This is a genomic window from Mesorhizobium sp. WSM3859, assembly GCF_002295065.1.
In the GTDB taxonomy this organism is placed as follows: domain Bacteria; phylum Pseudomonadota; class Alphaproteobacteria; order Rhizobiales; family Rhizobiaceae; genus Mesorhizobium.
Window position 1 is genome coordinate 279,844 of record NZ_NSGG01000002.1, and the last position, 17,045, is coordinate 296,888.

Here is a 17,045-nt window from a genome sequence, read left to right on the forward strand (position 1 = left end):
TCGCCCCCAATCGCGGTGGTCGGGTCATCCTGCCAGTTTGTCGGGCCGGAGCCTAGTGGCTTACGGCCAGGCGTCCTGCATCGCGTTCACCGACAACCAGGCCATCATCGGCAACGCGACCAGCAGCGCCAGCCGCAGCCCCGCGGATCGCGCCTGGTCGGGCTCCTGACGCTGAAGCCGGCGCCAGATCTGGAATGCAGCGGCAAGGATGAGCAGCGCGTAGAAGCCGGCCAGCAGCCACAGCGCCGTCTGGCCGGATATCGCGATGCCGTTGTTCTCGAGCACCTTGCCGAGCAGCATAGCCGGCCCGGCGACGAAGAAGGCGATGGTGATGCCGAACAGGATGCCGATCATCGCGCCTGGAAAGGACGTCGCCGAGAGCGCGACGAGCAGCGCCAGCAGGATGAGCAGGGTGATGAACGCGCGCTGGCTCATGGCCACATTCCCCTATCGGATGCGGCGGAATGTACTGGTTCGGCCTTAATTGTACGTAACGGCAACGACCTGTCTTTCGAAGCGCTCCGGGCGCAGCTTGGCCAAAACCGCCCTCCCCTTGCCGGCAACGAAACCGTCGCTATTGTCGGCGGCGATCGAAGACGGACGCGGGTGAGAAACTCAATGAAACTTGGCTTTGTCGGCACGGGCGCGCTGAGCTCGGCCATCGTCACCGGGCTGAAGTCGCTACCGGGCGAGACGACGCCAGTGGTGGTCTCGCCGCGCAACGAGGCGATCGCCGCCGAGCTTGCCGCTCGCTACCCGGATGTGCGCATCGCCGCAGACAATCAGGCGGTGCTCGACCAGTGCGACACGGTCATGCTGGCGGTACGGCCGCAGATCGCGCGCGAGGTGCTGAAGGAACTGCGGTTCCGGCCGGACCATCACGTCATCAGCCTGATCGCCACCATGTCGCGCGAGGAGATCGCCGGCCTCGTGGCGCCGGCGGCGCATGTGAGCAAGGCCCTGCCCATGCCGATGATCGCGCGCCTGCAGGGCGCGACGCTTATCTGCCCGCCGGACCCGATCGTGGCGGGGTTCTTCGGCAGGCTGGGCGGTGTGATCGAGGTCGAGGACCAGGGCGAGTTCGACGCGCTCAGCGTCGTCACCGCGACCTATGCCAGCTATTTCAAATATCTCGACACGATCCATGCCTGGGTGCGCGGCCAGGGTGTGCCGGGCGACAAGGCACGCGACTACATCACCAGCATCTACAAGGCGCTGGCCAACGCGCCGGACACGGCGCCGAATGACGATTTCATGCATCTTGCGCAGGACTATGCGACGCGCGGTGGGATCAACGAGCAGGTGCTGCGCGAGCTGACCGAGTGTGGCACCTTCGAAGCCTTCGCGGAGAGCCTCGGCAGCGTTCACCAGCGTATTGTGGGGAAGTAGTCGTCGCTCCGCCGGAGCAAGCCGCAGCGCACCGTTACGGTCGAAAGCGGCGTGCTCCTACACGGACCATGGCCAGCAAGTCGCCTGGGGATTGCCGGAGAGATTCTCGCGAAAGCGTGCCTATCCGCCAGTCTAGAGCGTTTCACCGTTTCACGGAAACGGCGAAGCGCTCTATCTCTTTGTTTTTACGCAGTTCCGGACGGAAAACCGATCACACTTTTCCTGGAACTGCTCTAGCGCCGCTCCGGCAGCATCCGCAGAACAAAGCCGACCATCAGCCCGAGAATGAAGCCGAGCGGGCCTGTGATGAAGATGCCAAGCAGCGGACCCTGATTTGCTTCCGGCGTGAAGATGACCGGACCGACGAAACCGCCGAGAAAGCCGATCGCACCCAGGATGACACCCCATTTAAGCATTGGTCCCTCCGTCCGCTGCAGCAACCTCAACAGATTCCCGCATCGGAACCAAGCCACTGCATTAGCGTTGCCTCAGACACGACAACAATCTTTGGAGATCGTCATGCTGCGAGGCGGATTGCTTTGGCTTATCGGGATTCCGTTGCCCATCATCCTTATTCTTTGGCTCCTCGGCTATCTACACTAGCCAATGATGAAAGCAGGCCGGGACGGTAGCCGTTCCGGCCTTGCAGGCTCAGGCCGCGCCGGTCAATTCGACAGCCGTGCGCACGCGGGCGAGCACCTCACACAGCATGTCGTGCATGGCCTTGCGGGCCCCGGCGGGGTCGCCGGCCTCGATCGCTTTCAGCACCTTGCCATGCGCGTCGAGATCGCCCACCGGGTGACCGAACAGCGCGTTGGTGGTCGGCACGCTATATTGCAGCGCGGTGTGGATCAGCGCCGAGAGCGGCAGGAAGAAGCGGTTGCCGGTGGCGGCAAGCACCGCTTCATGGAAAGCGGCGTCCGACAGGACCGGATCGCCCTGGCCGCAGGACGCGGCGCGCATCGCTTCGAAGGCCTTGCGGATGGCCGCGATCTCGTCCGGGTTGTTGCGACTCGCGGCAAGGGCCGCTGCCTCGCATTCGAAGCCCAACCGCACTTCCAGAAGCTCGATGATGAAGTGGCGAGGTGTGGCGCTGGCGCGCAGCCAACCCAGCACGGAAGGGTCCAAAAAATTCCAGTCCTTCAGCGGGCGGATGCGCGAGCCGCGCCGCGGGCGGGTGAGCAGCAGGCCTTTGGCCCACAGGATCTTCACCGCTTCGCGCGCCGCACTTCGGCTGGCGCCGAAGCGGGTGCAGATCTCTTCCTCGCCGAGCAGCGTCGCGCCGGGCGGAAACAGCCCGCCGAGAATCTCGCGGCCGAGACTGTTGGTTATCTCGTCTGTCACCGACGCGGTCTGGTTGCCTGCCATTTGTCCCGGCCCGTTTTTAGCCTGCCAACAACCGGTCGGTGTTACCTCACCGAGCCGCGTCTGTCCATATCATCTGATTTGTCAGATAAATGCAGTTGAAGCCGCCGCGGCTTTCCTGTTAGCTGCGGGAAGAGAAAATTAGAGCGGAGCAGCGGAGAGCCGGTTTGTCGCCAACATCCTCCATGCGGGCTGTGGTGCTACGCCAGCCGCTCGACCTCAACGTCGAGGAGCGCACGACGCCGGAGCCCGGCCCCGGCGAGGTGCTGATGCGCATCGCGCGCGGCGGCATCTGCGGCTCCGACCTACATTATTTCCGCCATGGCGGCTTCGGCACCGTGCGCATGAAGGAGCCTATGATCCTCGGCCACGAGATCGCCGGCCGCGTCGAGGCGCTCGGCGCCGGCGTTTCCGGGCCGGCGGTGGGCACGGCGGTCGCCGTCAATCCGGCCAATCCTTGCGGCGTGTGCGCCTTCTGCCGCGCCGGACAGCCGATCCATTGCCTCGACATGCGCTTCCTCGGGTCTGCGATGCGCACGCCGCATGTGCAGGGCGGCTTTGCCGAGCATCTGGTCTGCCGCGCCGAAAACGCCGTGCCGCTGGCGAAGGGCTCCGATCCTACCGCCGGCGCCTTCGCCGAGCCTCTCGCCGTGACGCTGCATGCGGTGGCCCAAGCGCCGGTCTATGGCAGCCGCGTGCTGATCATGGGCGCCGGACCGATCGGCACGCTGCTGGTGCTCGCGGCGCGCTTTGCCGGCGCGCGCGAAGTGGTCGTCACCGACGTGCAGGACAGGCCGCTGCAATATGCCGCCAAGGCCGGCGCCGACCGCACGATCAATGTCGCCACACATGCCGAGGCGATGGACAGCTACGCCGCCAACAAAGGGTATTTCGACGTCGTCTTCGAGGCCGCCGGCCAGGGCGCGACAGTGGCCAGCGCCTTGCCTATCATCAAGCCGCGCGGCACGCTGGTGACCGTGGGCCAGGGCGCGACGGCGGAGCTTTCCATGTCGATCATCGTCACCAAGGAGATCCAGGTGAAAGGCAGCTTCCGTTTCGACACCGAATTTGCGCTTGCGGTCGACCTGATCGGCTCCGGCCGCATCGACGTCGCGCCGCTGCTCAGCAACACTTTGCCGCTAGCCGAGGCTCGAAAAGCCTTCGATCTGGCCAGCGACAAATCGCAATCGATGAAGGTGCAAATTGCGTTCGACTGATTATCTCGGCCGTCTCTTCGGCCTCGAAGGCAGGCATGCCTTCGTCACCGGCGCCAGCCGCGGGTTGGGCCTCGCCTTCGCGGAGGCGCTGGCCGCCGCCGGCGCGCGCGTCACGCTCGGCGGCCGCAAGATGGAGGAGCTGAACGCTGCCGGCGACAGGCTGCGTGCGGAAGGCCACACGGTCGCGGAATCCGTGATCGACGTCACCGACACCCAGTCGGTTGATGCGGCGATCGCGGCTTCGGAAGCCGGCACCGGGCCGATCGATATCCTTATCAACAATGCCGGCATCCAGCGCCGCGCGCCGCTCGAGACTTTTTCCGACGCCGACTGGGACGCGCTAATGGCGACCAATCTCGACGGCGTGTTCAAGGTCAGCCGCGCCGCGGTGAAGGGCATGATCCAACGCCGCAAGGGCGTCATCATCAACGTCTCGTCGGTGCAGAGCGCGCTCGCCCGCCCCTCGATCGCGCCTTACGCGGCGAGCAAGGGGGCCATCACCATGCTGACCAAATCGATGGCCGGCGAATGGGGACAGCACGGCGTGCGCGTCAACGCCATTGCCCCCGGCTATTTCAAGACCGAGCTGAATGCAGCGTTGGTCGCCGACGAAAAATTCTCGACCTGGCTCAGCGGCCGCACGCCGATGCGGCGCTGGGGGGATGTCGAGGAACTGGCGGGTGCTGCCGTGTTCCTGGCGTCGGATGCGGCAAGCTTCGTGACGGGGCAGACGCTGCTGGTGGATGGCGGGATCACGAGCGTGTTGTAGCCTCATAGGCAACAGTCAAACCGGCAAGCTTGTCTCCCCCACCAACAGATGCTGCTCGATGGGCGGATCGATCTTGGTGTCCTTCGAGAACCCGGTCAGCACCCTTTCCACCGAAAGCCTGCCGGCCCCGCTGAGCGCCAGGATGAACATCCCGCCGGCAATGGCGAGGTCCTTCTCAAAATGCAGCAGCTCGTTCTGGCTGGTGAAATTGGTGTGGAAGAGACCGGCTGTCATCAGGCAGAACAGGCCGAGCCCGATCGCGCCCAGTCGCGCCAGGACGCCGAGCGCCACCGACAAGCCGGCGCCGAGCTGCAGCAGGATGGTGGCGATGAGCAGCGGCGTGCCGACGCCAAGCGCGGCCATGGCCTTCTGAGCGCCCTCGAAATGCGTCGCCAGTTGCAGTCCCTCATGCACGAAGATCAGAGACAGGAGCAGTCGGCCGGCCAGCAGGACGACGTCTTTGGCGTGCAGCTTTTCGGCAAGTTCGATCGGTGTCATCGTCGGTTCCAATCTTTGGAAACAGGCGGGCGCCGCACGTCCCGGTGGACGTGTGCCGGCGCGCTCGACGTTGAAAGGTCGGAGCCGGCGCGAGGGAGAGAAACGCCGGCTCCGGTTTTCGGGCGCTACCGCCGTGCGCCCAAAATGTTGGCACTGAAAGGAGAGGTCAGCGCCAGGCCCCCTCTCCGGCCGCTTCGCGGCCACCTCTCCCCCACTTTGTGGGGGCGAGGAAACAGGCGGCTTTACTTCGTCACCTTGGTGTCGATGGCCTGCTTGAGGTCGGAAAGCTCCTCGCAGCCCGACGGGCACAGCTTCTCCAGCGAGGCGAGCTGCTCGTTCGCCTTGGCCATGTCGCCGGTCTCGACATAGAGCTCGCCCAGATATTCATGCGCGGCCTTGTGGTCGGGCTTAAGCTCCAGCGCCTTGGTGTAGTAGGTCAGCGAGGTCTGGTAGTCGCCGGTCTTGCGCAGCGTGAAGCCGAGCAGATTGTAGACGTCGGCCTGCTGGGTGTCCTGCGCGAGGTCGCGCAGATCGGCCAGCGCGCTTTGATAGTCCTTGGCGTCGATCTTGGCCTTCACGGCCGTCAGGTCGGGCGCATCGGCGCCTTCGATGTCATCCACCGCATAGGCCGGAACGGCGATGGCGATGGGGGCCGCGGCCAGGACCGCAATGGCGCCGAGCACCGCGAAAATTAAGTGTTTCATGGGAGTTGTCGCTTTCTGTTCAGGATCCGATTCAAAGTCAGATCTCGGTGGGGGTGAAGGCGTAGGCGTTGCCGTCCTTGACGAAGCTGCCTGTGCCGGGGAATGGGAAATGCGAGCCGCAGATGCGGACATTGTCGGCGATCACCTGGTCGATGATCCGGTGGCGCGTGGCGATCGCCATCGGCCCGTCCTGGTCGTAGGCGCCCTGCCATTCGGGATGCGGGGCAAGCAGCGCCGGCACGTACATGGTGTCGGCCGAGACGAGGAACTGCTCGGCGCCGGCATCGACATGATAGACGGAATGTCCAGGCGTGTGGCCGGGCGCGGCCATGAGGCGGATGCCTGGCACCACTTCCGCGCCGTCGTCGACCAGCTTCCAATTCTTCCATTTCGGGAAGTTCTCGGCGATGCGCTTGCCCGCGGGCTTGCGGCCCTCCGGCAACTTGGCGAGGCGGCTCGGATCCGTCCACCAATTGTACTCGGTGGCGTTGACGATCATCTCGGCATTCGGGAACACCGGATCGTTGGTGCCCTTCTCCATCAGGCCCCAGACATGGTCCGGATGGAAATGCGAGATCAGAATGGTGTCGATCGCCTTGTAGTCGATGCCGGCGGCCTTCATGTTGGCCGGCAGATGCGTGGCGTTGGCCTGCCATTGGCCGACGCCCGAGCCGGCGTCCATCATGATGGTGCGGCCGTTCATCTTGAGCACGACGACGGTGAGCGGGATCGGCATGAACTCGGTGGTCAGCCCCGCCTGGGCGAGCGCCGCCTTGGTGTCGTCGACCGACACGTCCTTGATGAAGGCCGGGTCGTGCGGCTTCCGCCAAATGCCGTCATAGACGGCGGTGACCTCGAGCGAGCCGACCTTGTATTTGTAGAAGCCGACCAGCGGCTCGACCGGGGTTTCGGCGTGAGCCGCGGGCACGAATTCCAGCTTGCCGGCAATGCCGAAGGCGGCAGTGGCGGCGGCGGATCCGAGCACCATGCGGCGTGTCATGTTGAACATCAGAAATCTCCTCTAGTGGCTGCGTGCAGCGGTGGTTCCCTGGAAAGGGCACCCTGCGGACTGGCGGCGCGAGGCCCGGGAAGGTTCGCCTCACTACCGCCAAGACCCGGAAGGCCCCGGCTTTATTCCCGGGGCGCGGAAGAATTTTTTTGGGGGCACGGAATCGGCGCGGGGGCCGGCAGCGCATCGGCCGTCATCTGACTGTCACACGCGGGCCGACGGCACGTGCTAGAAGGAGCGCTGGCCGCCCCCGCGACCCGACCGCATCAAGAGCCGGCGAAGCCCGCCATGAACATCGCCCTCCCCGCCGAAGGCACTGATCTCTCGCCCTACCTGCCGGACGAGCACGGGCTGTTCTTCATCTACCATTTCAAGGCCGACGGTTCCCGCACCACGGATCCAGCCGAGGCGCATTGGAGCTGGCGCAGCTACCAGATCACCGACATGCGCGCCCGCCGGGAGATCGGCGCGGAGCAGGCCTTGCCGGCGCCGGTGCGCGAGGCCTTCCTGTCGCCCAGCCATGGCTGCCAGATCGACTTCGAGGATGACTTCCTCTATGGCGACCTGCCCGACCTCAGGCACGATTTCGCCGAGGCGCGCGGGCTCACGCATTTCCGCTTCGCCTTCAACGACAGGATGCTGGTCGGCGCCCGCAAGCAGCCGCTGGAATCGGTCGACAGGATCCGCAAGCTGGTGGAGAGCGGCACGAGGAAATTCCGCACGCCAGCCGAGCTGATCGAGGCGGTGATGGGCCAGTCGCTCGACGGCATGGCGGTCGAGCTCGACAAGATGGGCGACACGCTCGACGGCATCGAGGACCGCATCGTGTGCGATGCATGGCACAATGAGCGCCAGGCGCTGGTCGACGCGCGCCGGCAGCTGGTGCTGATCCACCGGCAGATGGCCACGCTCACCAACCTTTTCCGCCACCTCGACCACTCGCATCGCAACGAGCTGCCGGACACGATCAACGACATGGCCACACGTCTCTCGCTCCGGGCGCATACGCTGCATCACGACGGCGAGCAGTTGCAGGCGCGAACGCGCCTGTTGCAGGACGAGCTGATGGCCAAGCTCACCGAGCAGTCGAACCAGCTGCTCTATATCCTCTCCGTCATGACGGCGGTGCTGTTGCCGACGACCATCATCTCCGGCCTGTTCGGCATGAATGTCGGCGGGCTGCCACTGGTCGACACGCCGCACGGCTTTTGGGTGGTGACCGCGATCTCGGTCGTCATCGCCGGCATCGTTTACAAGATCGTCCGGCGGCTGGGGCGCGTCTGAAGCAATCGGGACTACGCGGTTGCCCGCAGATCCACGACGATCGTGCCCGCGGCAGCGACTTCGGCTTCGTGGCCGGGCTCACGCCATGTCTCGGCCAGGCCGGCCGCGTACCATTCGCGCATGGCCGGCAGGTCGAGCAGCCGCTGTGGGTAGGCAGCGGCCGAGCCGTCGAAAGTCAGGCCATAGGACTGCGCCCGGAACGCGACGGGAGCGAAGAAGGCATCGACGGCGCCAAAGCGGTCGCCGGCCAGGAACGGCCCCCCGAAACGCGCAAGGCCGTCGTTCCACAAGTCTCCCATGCGAAAGAGGTCGTGCTTCAGCGAGGCGGACATCGGCAATGGCTCGACACGCACGCCACAACTCATCGGGCAGTCGTTGCGCAGCGCGGTGAAGCTCGAATGCATCTCGGCGGCGGCCGAGCGCGCCCAGGCGCGCGCCTTCGCGTCCGCCGGCCAAACGCCCGGATGGCGTTCGGCAAGATACTCAACGATCGAAAGTGAATCCCAGACCGCCCAGCCGTCATCGACCAGGCAGGGCACGCGACCGTTGGGCGAAAACTGCCTGTAGAGGTCGAAACTCGGCGCGGCCGGGAATGGCGTCAGCCGCTCCTCGAAGGGAATATCGAGGACGCGCATCAGCAGCCATGGGCGCAGCGACCATGACGAATAGTTCTTGTTGCCGATATGCAGAACGTACATCGGATGTCCTCCTCTGTTCGACGCGGTTGCGGACGGAAAACCGTCTCGCACTTTTGCTTATCTCGCAGGCGCCGCCGGGCGAACCTCGCGACCTCTGAACATCGACCAGCTGTACATCGCCAGCGCCATCCAGATCAGCGCGAAGGCGATGGCCTGCGTGGTTCCGAACGGCTCGTCGAAGATCAGCACGGCGATCAGGAATACCATGGTCGGCGCGATATATTGCATGATGCCGATGGTGGACAGGCGCAGCAGCCTGGCACCGAAGGCAAACAGCAGCAGCGGCACGGCGGTGATGGGACCGCAGCCGATCAGCAGGGCCGTGTCGGAACCGGTGCTGGAGATCAGATGATCCTGGCCGGTGGCGATCAGGTAGACGATGTAGCAGAGCGCCGGCATCGACAGCAAAAGCACCTCGAGCAGGAACCCCTGGCTCGGGCCGATCGGCAGCGTCTTGCGGAAGAAGCCGTAGGCGGCGAAGGAGAAGGCGAGCGCCAGCGATACCCAGGGTAATTTGCCTGCCTCGACGGTCAGCACCGTCACCGCGATCGCGGCCAGCGCAACAGCCGCGATCTGCAGCCGGTCGAGCCGCTCGCCGAGCAGCACGGCACCGACGACGACGTTGACCAGCGGGTTGATGTAATAGCCCAGCGCGGTCTCGACAGTGCGATCGACCGCGATCGCCCAGACATAGATGCCCCAGTTGACCGAGATCAGCACCGCCGTCAGCGCCGCCATGGCAAGGCTTTTGGGCGAGCGGATCGCCGCCTTGAAGTCGGCGGTGCGGCCGGCCCAGATGAGCACCGCCGCCGCGATCGGCACCGACCAGACGACGCGGTTGGCGATCACCTCGGCAAGCGGCAGATGCGCCACCGCCTTCATATAGAAGGGCAGCAGTCCCCAAAGGAAATAGGCGCCAAGCGCCAGAAGGAAGCCGCGGCGGCCCTTGGCGTCTTGATCGAGATCGGCTGTAGCGGTGACCATGGCCCGACGCTATGGCCCAGCGGATCGCCCAAGACCATCACAAAATTATGATGGATCAACGGACTTTTCGTGATGGTTCAAGACGCTACGCAAGTTCCTCGCCCCACGCAGTGGGGAGAGGTGGCCCGGCGAAGCCGGGACGGAGAGGGGTCAGCGCGGCGATTGACAATTACCGCTTCGGGATAAGTGTCTTTGTGACAAGCCTCGCATCCTCTCTTGCATCGACTCTGGCTTCGCGGAGGGCGTCCCCCGCTCCGTCCCGGCTTCGCCGGGCCACCTCTCCCCCGCTTAGCGGGGGCGAGGAAGGAGCCCTACTCCGCCGCCACCAATCCCGCCATCTCGCGGTTCTTCATCAGTTTGTAGATGATCGAATCCATCAGCGCCTGGAAGGAAGCGTCGATGATGTTTTCCGAAACGCCGACCGTCCACCAGCGGGCGCCGGTGGAATCATGCGATTCGATCAGAACACGCGTGATGGCCTCGGTGCCGCCATTGAGGATACGCACCTTGAAGTCGGCCAGTTCGAGGTCGACGATCTCGCTCTGGTATTTGCCGAGGTCCTTGCGCAGCGCGATGTCGAGCGCGTTGACCGGGCCGTGGCCTTCGGCCACCGACATCTTCTCCTCGCCGTCGACCTCGACCTTCACGATCGCCTCGGAGACGGTCTTCAGATTGCCGTTGGCGTCGAAACGGCGCTCGACCATGCAGCGGAAGGAGGTGACGTTGAAGAACTCCGGCAGGCCGTGTAGCATTTTTCGCGCCAGCAGCTCGAAGGACGCGTCGGCGCCTTCATAGGCATAGCCCTCGGCCTCGCGCTCCTTGACCACCGCGATCAGGGAGTCGAGCCGGTTGTCGTCCTTCGGTACATCGATCCCGCGCCGCTTCAGCTCGGCGAGGAAGTTGGCCTTGCCGCCCTGGTCCGAGACCATAACGCGGCGGCGGTTGCCGACGGCTTCCGGCGGCACATGTTCATAAGTCGCCGGCTCCTTGGCCAGAGCCGAGGCATGGATGCCGGCCTTGGTGGCGAAGGCGGAGGAACCGACATAAGGTGCCTGCGCTTCCGGCGCGCGGTTGAGCAATTCGTCGAAGGCGCGGGAGAGCCGCGAGATGCCGGTCAGCGCTTCGGCCGAAATGCCGGTTTCGAAACGGTCGGCGAAGGCAGGCTTCAGCGAAAGCGTCGGAATGATGGTGATCAGATTGGCGTTGCCGCAGCGTTCGCCGATGCCGTTCAGCGTGCCCTGGATCTGACGCACGCCGGCCTCGACGGCGGCGAGCGAATTGGCGACCGCCTGGCCGGTGTCGTCATGGGCGTGGATGCCGAGATGGTCGCCGGGGATGCCGCCGGCGATCACCTTCGCGACGATCGCGCGCACTTCCGAAGGCTGCGTGCCGCCATTGGTGTCGCACAGCACCACCCAGCGCGCGCCAGCATCGTGAGCCTTCTTGGCGCAGGCCAGCGCGTAATCCGGATTGGCCTTGAAACCGTCGAAGAAATGCTCGCAGTCGACCATGGCTTCCTTGCCGGCGGCGACCGCCGTCTCGACCGAGGCCTTGATCGATTCCAGGTTCTCCTCATTCGTGCAGCCGAGCGCGACGCGGACATGATAGTCCCAGCTCTTGGCGACAAAGCAGATGGCATCCGACTTCGATTGCACCAGCGCCGCCAGCCCCGGATCGTTGGAGGCCGAGACCCCTGCCCGCTTGGTCATGCCGAAGGCGATGAATTTGGCGCTCTCCGTCCGCTTCTGCTGGAAGAAGGCGGTATCGGTCGGGTTCGCGCCGGGATAGCCGCCCTCGACATAATCCATGCCGAACGTGTCGAGCAGCCTGGCGATCGCGATCTTGTCCTCGACGGAGAAGTCGATGCCCGGCGTCTGCTGGCCGTCGCGCAGCGTGGTGTCGAAAAGGAACAGTCTTTGTTTTTTCATCGTGGCAAGGCGCTTGAGCACCCCCCTCTGTCCTGCCGGACATCTCCCCCGCAAGGGGGGAGATCAGCAGCTTTGCCGACGGAGCTCGTCCTGCAACGTCGGCGATTGGCGAAAGCGAAGGCGACAGCCAATCTCCCCCCTTGCGGGGGAGATGGCCGGCAGGACAGAGGGGGGTGTGACGGAACGCCGTACATCGACTAGTTCTTCCCCGCAAACCGATCCGTCGCCCGGATCAGCCGATCGAGAATCCCTGGCTCGGAATAGGCGTGCCCTGCCCCTTCGATGAGGTGGAAATCCGCTTTCGGCCAGGCCTTGTGCAGCGCCCAGGCATATTTCGCCGGGCATGGCATGTCGTAGCGGCCGTGGACGATGGTGCCGGGAATGTCCTTGAGCTTCCAGGCGTCGCGCAGAAGCTGCCCTTCCTCCAGCCAGCCGGCATGGACGAAGTAGTGGTTCTCGATACGCGCGAAGGCGACGGCGTAGTCGTCCTGGGCGAACGGGTCGCTGGTCTCGGGTTCGGGAAGCAGCGTGATCGTCTCGCCCTCCCAGATGCTCCACGTGCGAGCGGCCTCGATCTGCGCCTTGGGGTCGGAGCCGACCAGCCGCTTGCGATAAGCGGCCATCATGTCGCCGCGCTCGGCCTCGGGGATCGGCGCCAGGAACCGCTCCCATTTGTCGGGAAACATCTCCGAGACGCCGAACTGATAATACCATTCGAGCTCGGCGCGGGTCAGCGTATAGATGCCGCGCACGATGAGCTCACTGACGCGCTCGGGATGCGTCTGCGCATAGGCGAGCGCCAGCGTCGAACCCCAGGAACCGCCGAAGACCAGCCATTTGTCGAAGCCGGCCATCTCGCGCAGGCGCTCGATGTCGGCTACGAGATGCCAGGTGGTGTTGGCCTCGAGCGAGGCGTTGGGCGTCGATTTCCCGCAGCCGCGCTGGTCGAACAGGATGACGTCGTAGAGCTTCGGGTCGAACAGCCGCCGGTGCTTTGGCGAGATGGTGCCGCCCGGACCGCCATGCAGGAATACGGCAGGCTTGGCGCCCCTGGTGCCGCAGCGCTCCCAATAGACCCTATGGCCGTCGCCGACATCGAGCATACCTGACTCGAACGGCTCGATTTCGGGATAGAGCGTGCGCAACGTACCGCTGTGGATCGTCATAGTTTCAAGCCTTGCTGCGGCCAGTTGGCCGTCTCGTGGTCGGGGTGCTGGAAGGAGATGATCTGCTCCTGCCGCCGATAGAAATCGGGATCGTCGAGGGTCGGCGCCTCGAAGATCTTCTCCACCCAGGGCAGGCGAACCGCGTAGTTGACCTGGATCTGCGGCGCGAGATCGGAGCGGTCGTCGAAGGCGCCGATGGCAATCTCCAGCGCGCCGGGCTGGCGATAGGTCAGCGGCGTGCCGCAGCGGGCGCAGAAGCCGCGGTCGATGTTGACCGAGGACTGGAAATAGCTCGGCTCCTCATGGGTCCATTCGACCCCGTCCTTCGGCACCGTCACGAGCGCGCCGAAGAAATTGCCGAACTGTTTCTGGCACATGCGGCAATGGCAGATGGACGGGCGTCCGAGCTTGCCGTGCACGCGGAAACGCACGGCGCCGCACTGGCAGCCGCCGGTTCGAACTTGATCGGTCATGGTCTTTCCTCCGGCGGCCATTGGTCGGTGTCGTGGTCTGGATGCTGATAGGAGACGAGCTCGGCAAGGTAAGGCGCAGAGCCGATATCGGCCATCGTGTCCTCGGACGGCAGCTTCGGGATGCCGTCGACATAGGGGAGCTTCGCTTCCGTCCCCCACTGGATGGTGGGCGCGATGCCGGTCGGATCGTCGAAAGCAGCGATCGCCAGCGCGATACCGTCGGGCGCCTCGAAAGTCAGCGGCGTGCCGCATTCGGCGCAGAAGCCGCGCCAGGCGGCGTTGGACGAACGGAAGCGCTTCGGCTCACCGCGCGTCCAGTCGAGCATGGCGCCGCGCACCGACACCAGCGGCAGATAGAAATTGCCGCTCGCCTTCTGGCACATGCGGCAATGGCAGATCGACGCCTCGCCCAGCGCGCCTTCGACGCGGAAGCGCACGGCGCCGCATTGGCAGCCGCCGGTGTAGACCGGCCTGTTGTCGAGGCTCATCGCTCACTCCGTTTCATGGGCTGCTTTAGGGGCTCACTCCGGTTCATGGCAGACAGCCTCGACATTGTTGCCGTCGGGATCGAAGACGAAGGCGCCGTAATAGTTGGGGTGATAATGCGGACGCAGGCCCGGCCCGCCATTATCCCTGCCGCCGGCGGCAAGCGCTGCCGCATGGAAGGCGTCGACCTCGGCGCGGCTGCGCGCGGTGAAGGCGATGTGCTGATGGTCCTTCGGCTTCTCCTTGCCGGCGCTCACCCAGAACACCGGTCGATCGCGGCCATAGCCGCCGACCTTGTCGCCGCCGGTATATTCCTGCGGCACTATGTAGAGCAGCGAAGCGCCGAGCGGCGCCATGGCCTTGTCGTAGAAGGATTTCGACGCGTCGAAATCGGATACGGTGATGCCGAGATGATCGATCATATGACGAGCTCCTCCCTTGGTGGCGCGGGCGCATCGGCCAGGCCGGCCACGATGACGATGTGCTGGCAGACATTGTCGATATCGCGGATCACGTCGTCGTTCCAGAAGCGCAGGATGGTCCAGCCGAGCGCCTCGATGGTGGCGGTTCGCGCAGCGTCAGACGCCGAGTTTTCAGGCGAAGCATGTTGCGAGCCGTCCAGCTCGACGATCAGCTTCTTCTTGGGGCAGGCAAAATCGACGATGTAGCCAGCTATGGGCATCTGACGCCTAAACGCCATTCCCATCAGCCTATCGGCGCGGACCTCATTCCAGAGCTTCAATTCGGCGTCTGTCATCGCCTTGCGCATCTTGCGCGCATTGCCGCGGTTGACAGGAGATATCCGGTGATGAGTCATCGCGAGGCCCCCCTCTCTGCCCTGCCGGGCATCTCCCCCTCAAGGGGGGAGATCAGCAGCTTCGCCGACGGCATCTCATCTGCCACGTCGGCGATTGGCGAAAGTCCGCGTGACATCCAATCTCCCCCCTTGAGGGGGAGATGCCCGGCAGGACAGAGAGGGGGGCCTCGCTCCAACCTCTCCCGCATGGGGGCAACCACCCTCACCGCTTGATCTCCCACGTCGTCACGCGCGCCCCGGTGACGGGATCCTTGCCGTCCTTCAACTGCACGCCCTGAGCCAATAGCTCGTCCCGGATGCGATCCGCCTCCGCCCAGTTCTTGGCGGCGATCAGCGCGAGCCGATCCGCGATTGCCTTGGCCACCGCATCCTCGTCCACCTTGGCCGCGCCGACATCGAAGCCGAGGAAGGCCAGCGCCGCCTTCAGCGAAGCGGCTGCGCCGTTCCCGACATCGCCGCCAGCCTCGACCGCCTCACCGGCCAGCTGCGTCAGCCGCTGGAAGGCGGTGTAGGTGGCGAGGTCGTCGGATAGCGCTTCCACCACCTCGACCGGCAGGTGCTTCGCGGCCACAGGCGCAAGATCGGCGGCGCGCTTCCATTTGCGCAGCGTGTTTTCCGCTTCCTCCAGCTTGCGCACGGAAAAGTCGATCGGCTCGCGGTAATGCGTCATCAGCATCGCCAGCCTGAGCACCTCGCCAGGCCATTTCCTACCGCCGAAAGTCTCGGTCTCCAGCAGCTCATGGATGGAGAAAAAATTGCCGAGGCTCTTCGACATCTTCTGGCCTTCGACCTGCAGGAAGCCGTTGTGCATCCAGACATTGGCCATGACCTTGGTGCCGTGGGCGCAGCGGGACTGGGCGATCTCGTTCTCGTGGTGCGGGAAGATCAGGTCCAGCCCGCCGCCATGGATGTCGAAGACCTCGCCAAGATAGGCGGCAGACATGGCCGAGCATTCGATGTGCCAGCCGGGCCGGCCCCTGCCCCACGGGCTTTCCCAGCCGGGCTCTTCCGGGCTCGACAGTTTCCACAACACGAAATCGCCGGGGTTCTTCTTGTGCGCGTCGACGGCGATGCGCGCGCCCGCCTGCTGCTCGTCGAGATTGCGCTTCGAGAGCTCGCCATAGTCCGGCATCGATGCGGTGTCGAACAGCACCTCGCCGCCGGCGACATAGGCATGGCCGCGCTCGATCAGCTGGCGGATCAGCGACAGCATGTCGGCCTTGCCGTCGGCGCGGGGCGCGACGAACTCGGTGGCCCGCGGCTCGAAGGTCGGCTGCAGGCAGCCGAGCGCCGCGACATCCTTATGGTACTGGTCGGCGGTTTTTTCGGTGACCTTGCGGATGGCGTCATTGAGCGACAGCTTGCCGGCCGCGATCTCGCCGCCGAAGTCTCGCAGCGCCCTAAGATTTATCTTGTCGTCGACATCCGTGATGTTGCGCACATACGTAACGTGCTGTTCGCCGTAGAGTTGGCGCAACAGGCGGAAAAGCACGTCGAAGACGATCGCCGGCCTGGCATTGCCGATATGGGCAAAGTCGTAAACGGTCGGGCCGCAGACATACATGCGCACATTTTGCGGGTCGATCGGAACGAAAGGTTCCTGCGTCCGCGTCAGCGTGTTGTAGAGGCTGAGGCCCTTCGATGCGTCAGACATGCGTGCCCTTCCGATCCCTTAGATTTGGATGGAGCCTTGCCTGCGCCACGGCGCAAAACGGACTCCAGCCTGCTGGCCGGGGCGTTTTTTCCGATCTGGGGAAAGATGAGGCGAAAACGTCCGGACCAGCGCGAGGCTAGCCAATAACGCAAATGCCACAAATGGCGAAAGACGTTTTCATGGCCGGCTTTATCGCGCTGGCGGGTGTTGCCGTCAAGTCGCTCGGCTTAGGAAAGATGTCGTTGGATCACAGGTAAAGACGAGGCGAAACATTTTATTAAACATGTCGGCACAGTGATGAAACATTCGCCGGCTAGACCGCCCGGTGTCACGATTTGGTCCGAATCGACCCGCAAACGCTGAACACGAAACCGTTACCAGGGAAGAGAACCATGGCTCGCAACAAGCAGGAACAGAACCGACAAACGCAGCCCGCGCTGGCCAACCACTACCGCGCGATCGGCCCGGCGGCCATCGTCGCCGCCCTCCTCCACACAGCGAAGAAGAAGAAGCCCGCGCAGAAGATCGTTTCGCCGCGCGCTGCCTAAGAAGGCACGACCGGCACGGTCCCGACGATGGGACGCCGGTGATGAGGGCGCCACAA

20 protein-coding genes are annotated in these 17,045 nt (G+C 64.6%); 5 read left to right on the top strand and 15 right to left on the bottom strand.

The window, feature by feature from the left end:
* Positions 1 to 60: 60 nt before the first annotated feature.
* The gene (locus tag CK230_RS05155; protein WP_095816108.1) at positions 61 to 435 is read right to left on the bottom strand and encodes a hypothetical protein; all 375 of its coding nucleotides are present in this window, start codon (positions 433 to 435) and stop codon (positions 61 to 63) included.
* Between the two features lie 183 nt (positions 436 to 618).
* Between CK230_RS05155 and CK230_RS05160 the strand changes: the two genes are divergently transcribed.
* Positions 619 to 1,389, top strand: a complete 771-nt coding sequence (locus CK230_RS05160; RefSeq protein ID WP_095816109.1) for a pyrroline-5-carboxylate reductase — start codon at positions 619 to 621, stop codon at positions 1,387 to 1,389.
* Positions 1,390 to 1,622: 233 nt separating this feature from the next.
* On the opposite strand, the gene CK230_RS05165 is transcribed toward CK230_RS05160, so the two are convergent.
* Positions 1,623 to 1,805 (bottom strand): hypothetical protein, encoded by a 183-nt coding sequence (locus tag CK230_RS05165; protein WP_095816110.1) that lies wholly within the window; start codon positions 1,803 to 1,805, stop codon positions 1,623 to 1,625.
* 235 nt (positions 1,806 to 2,040) lie between these two features.
* Entirely contained in the window at positions 2,041 to 2,757 is a 717-nt protein-coding gene (locus CK230_RS05170) for a FadR/GntR family transcriptional regulator (protein ID WP_095816111.1), read from the bottom strand.
* A 182-nt stretch (positions 2,758 to 2,939) separates the two neighbouring features.
* Between CK230_RS05170 and CK230_RS05175 the strand changes: the two genes are divergently transcribed.
* On the top strand, positions 2,940 to 3,971 hold the full coding sequence (locus tag CK230_RS05175; RefSeq protein WP_095816112.1) for an L-idonate 5-dehydrogenase: 1,032 nt from the start codon (positions 2,940 to 2,942) through the stop codon (positions 3,969 to 3,971).
* The gene (locus CK230_RS05180; protein ID WP_095816113.1) at positions 3,958 to 4,740 is read left to right on the top strand and encodes a glucose 1-dehydrogenase; all 783 of its coding nucleotides are present in this window, start codon (positions 3,958 to 3,960) and stop codon (positions 4,738 to 4,740) included. The genes CK230_RS05175 and CK230_RS05180 overlap by 14 nt, the downstream gene beginning before the upstream one ends.
* Before the next feature lie 15 nt (positions 4,741 to 4,755).
* Here the strand turns inward: CK230_RS05180 and CK230_RS05185 are convergent, their stop codons facing one another.
* The 3 genes from CK230_RS05185 to CK230_RS05195 form a co-directional block, all read right to left on the bottom strand.
* Complete coding sequence (locus CK230_RS05185; RefSeq protein ID WP_095816114.1) at positions 4,756 to 5,238, bottom strand: DoxX family protein; 483 nt, start codon at positions 5,236 to 5,238, stop codon at positions 4,756 to 4,758.
* A gap of 242 nt (positions 5,239 to 5,480) precedes the next feature.
* The gene (locus CK230_RS05190; RefSeq protein ID WP_095816115.1) at positions 5,481 to 5,942 is read right to left on the bottom strand and encodes a tetratricopeptide repeat protein; all 462 of its coding nucleotides are present in this window, start codon (positions 5,940 to 5,942) and stop codon (positions 5,481 to 5,483) included.
* A 37-nt stretch (positions 5,943 to 5,979) separates the two neighbouring features.
* The gene (locus CK230_RS05195) at positions 5,980 to 6,951 is read right to left on the bottom strand and encodes an MBL fold metallo-hydrolase (protein ID WP_095816116.1); all 972 of its coding nucleotides are present in this window, start codon (positions 6,949 to 6,951) and stop codon (positions 5,980 to 5,982) included.
* 288 nt (positions 6,952 to 7,239) lie between these two features.
* On the opposite strand from CK230_RS05195, the gene CK230_RS05200 reads away from it, so the two are divergent.
* Positions 7,240 to 8,235 carry a transporter gene (locus CK230_RS05200; RefSeq protein WP_095816117.1) on the top strand — a complete coding sequence of 332 codons (996 nt, stop codon included), beginning with the start codon at positions 7,240 to 7,242 and terminating at the stop codon, positions 8,233 to 8,235.
* Between the two features lie 11 nt (positions 8,236 to 8,246).
* Here CK230_RS05200 and CK230_RS05205 read toward each other — a convergent pair whose 3' ends face one another.
* From CK230_RS05205 to cysS, 9 genes are all read right to left on the bottom strand, one after another.
* The gene (locus CK230_RS05205; RefSeq protein WP_095816118.1) at positions 8,247 to 8,933 is read right to left on the bottom strand and encodes a glutathione S-transferase family protein; all 687 of its coding nucleotides are present in this window, start codon (positions 8,931 to 8,933) and stop codon (positions 8,247 to 8,249) included.
* 57 nt (positions 8,934 to 8,990) lie between these two features.
* Entirely contained in the window at positions 8,991 to 9,917 is a 927-nt protein-coding gene (gene rarD, locus CK230_RS05210; protein WP_095816119.1) for an EamA family transporter RarD, read from the bottom strand.
* A gap of 311 nt (positions 9,918 to 10,228) precedes the next feature.
* Positions 10,229 to 11,845, bottom strand: coding sequence for a citramalate synthase (gene cimA, locus CK230_RS05215; RefSeq protein ID WP_095816434.1), 1,617 nt, complete (start codon positions 11,843 to 11,845; stop codon positions 10,229 to 10,231).
* Between the two features lie 197 nt (positions 11,846 to 12,042).
* Positions 12,043 to 13,011: a prolyl aminopeptidase gene (gene pip / locus CK230_RS05225; protein WP_095816120.1), complete on the bottom strand. Its 969-nt coding sequence runs from the start codon at positions 13,009 to 13,011 to the stop codon at positions 12,043 to 12,045.
* Complete coding sequence (locus CK230_RS05230) at positions 13,008 to 13,484, bottom strand: GFA family protein (RefSeq protein WP_095816435.1); 477 nt, start codon at positions 13,482 to 13,484, stop codon at positions 13,008 to 13,010. The genes pip and CK230_RS05230 overlap by 4 nt, the downstream gene beginning before the upstream one ends.
* Entirely contained in the window at positions 13,481 to 13,972 is a 492-nt protein-coding gene (locus CK230_RS05235) for a GFA family protein (RefSeq protein ID WP_095816121.1), read from the bottom strand. Before CK230_RS05235 ends, CK230_RS05230 begins: the two co-directional genes overlap by 4 nt.
* A gap of 33 nt (positions 13,973 to 14,005) precedes the next feature.
* Complete coding sequence (locus tag CK230_RS05240; protein ID WP_095816122.1) at positions 14,006 to 14,392, bottom strand: VOC family protein; 387 nt, start codon at positions 14,390 to 14,392, stop codon at positions 14,006 to 14,008.
* A complete protein-coding gene (locus tag CK230_RS05245; RefSeq protein WP_245429828.1) occupies positions 14,389 to 14,739 on the bottom strand; it encodes an endonuclease domain-containing protein in 351 nt (116 codons plus the stop codon). Before CK230_RS05245 ends, CK230_RS05240 begins: the two co-directional genes overlap by 4 nt.
* Positions 14,740 to 14,989: 250 nt before the next feature.
* Complete coding sequence (gene cysS / locus CK230_RS05255; RefSeq protein WP_095816125.1) at positions 14,990 to 16,441, bottom strand: cysteine--tRNA ligase; 1,452 nt, start codon at positions 16,439 to 16,441, stop codon at positions 14,990 to 14,992.
* Positions 16,442 to 16,833: 392 nt separating this feature from the next.
* Here cysS and CK230_RS05260 point away from each other — a divergent pair, with 392 nt between their 5' ends.
* Positions 16,834 to 16,989, top strand: a complete 156-nt coding sequence (locus tag CK230_RS05260; protein WP_095816126.1) for a hypothetical protein — start codon at positions 16,834 to 16,836, stop codon at positions 16,987 to 16,989.
* Positions 16,990 to 17,045 lie beyond the last annotated feature (56 nt).

Bases quoted from the DNA above. Each gene is read 5' to 3' on its own strand.
- CK230_RS05155 (WP_095816108.1), bottom strand. From the start codon at position 435: ATGAGCCAGCGCGCGTTCATCACCCTGCTCATCCTGCTGGCGCTGCTC.
- CK230_RS05160 (WP_095816109.1), top strand. From the start codon at position 619: ATGAAACTTGGCTTTGTCGGCACGGGCGCGCTGAGCTCGGCCATCGTC.
- CK230_RS05165 (WP_095816110.1), bottom strand. From the start codon at position 1,805: ATGCTTAAATGGGGTGTCATCCTGGGTGCGATCGGCTTTCTCGGCGGT.
- CK230_RS05170 (WP_095816111.1), bottom strand. From the start codon at position 2,757: ATGGCAGGCAACCAGACCGCGTCGGTGACAGACGAGATAACCAACAGT.
- CK230_RS05175 (WP_095816112.1), top strand. From the start codon at position 2,940: ATGCGGGCTGTGGTGCTACGCCAGCCGCTCGACCTCAACGTCGAGGAG.
- CK230_RS05185 (WP_095816114.1), bottom strand. From the start codon at position 5,238: ATGACACCGATCGAACTTGCCGAAAAGCTGCACGCCAAAGACGTCGTC.
- CK230_RS05190 (WP_095816115.1), bottom strand. From the start codon at position 5,942: ATGAAACACTTAATTTTCGCGGTGCTCGGCGCCATTGCGGTCCTGGCC.
- CK230_RS05195 (WP_095816116.1), bottom strand. From the start codon at position 6,951: ATGTTCAACATGACACGCCGCATGGTGCTCGGATCCGCCGCCGCCACT.
- CK230_RS05200 (WP_095816117.1), top strand. From the start codon at position 7,240: ATGAACATCGCCCTCCCCGCCGAAGGCACTGATCTCTCGCCCTACCTG.
- CK230_RS05205 (WP_095816118.1), bottom strand. From the start codon at position 8,933: ATGTACGTTCTGCATATCGGCAACAAGAACTATTCGTCATGGTCGCTG.
- rarD (WP_095816119.1), bottom strand. From the start codon at position 9,917: ATGGTCACCGCTACAGCCGATCTCGATCAAGACGCCAAGGGCCGCCGC.
- cimA (WP_095816434.1), bottom strand. From the start codon at position 11,845: ATGAAAAAACAAAGACTGTTCCTTTTCGACACCACGCTGCGCGACGGC.
- pip (WP_095816120.1), bottom strand. From the start codon at position 13,011: ATGACGATCCACAGCGGTACGTTGCGCACGCTCTATCCCGAAATCGAG.
- CK230_RS05230 (WP_095816435.1), bottom strand. From the start codon at position 13,484: ATGACCGATCAAGTTCGAACCGGCGGCTGCCAGTGCGGCGCCGTGCGT.
- CK230_RS05235 (WP_095816121.1), bottom strand. From the start codon at position 13,972: ATGAGCCTCGACAACAGGCCGGTCTACACCGGCGGCTGCCAATGCGGC.
- CK230_RS05240 (WP_095816122.1), bottom strand. From the start codon at position 14,392: ATGATCGATCATCTCGGCATCACCGTATCCGATTTCGACGCGTCGAAA.
- CK230_RS05245 (WP_245429828.1), bottom strand. From the start codon at position 14,739: ATGCGCAAGGCGATGACAGACGCCGAATTGAAGCTCTGGAATGAGGTC.
- cysS (WP_095816125.1), bottom strand. From the start codon at position 16,441: ATGTCTGACGCATCGAAGGGCCTCAGCCTCTACAACACGCTGACGCGG.
- CK230_RS05260 (WP_095816126.1), top strand. From the start codon at position 16,834: ATGGCTCGCAACAAGCAGGAACAGAACCGACAAACGCAGCCCGCGCTG.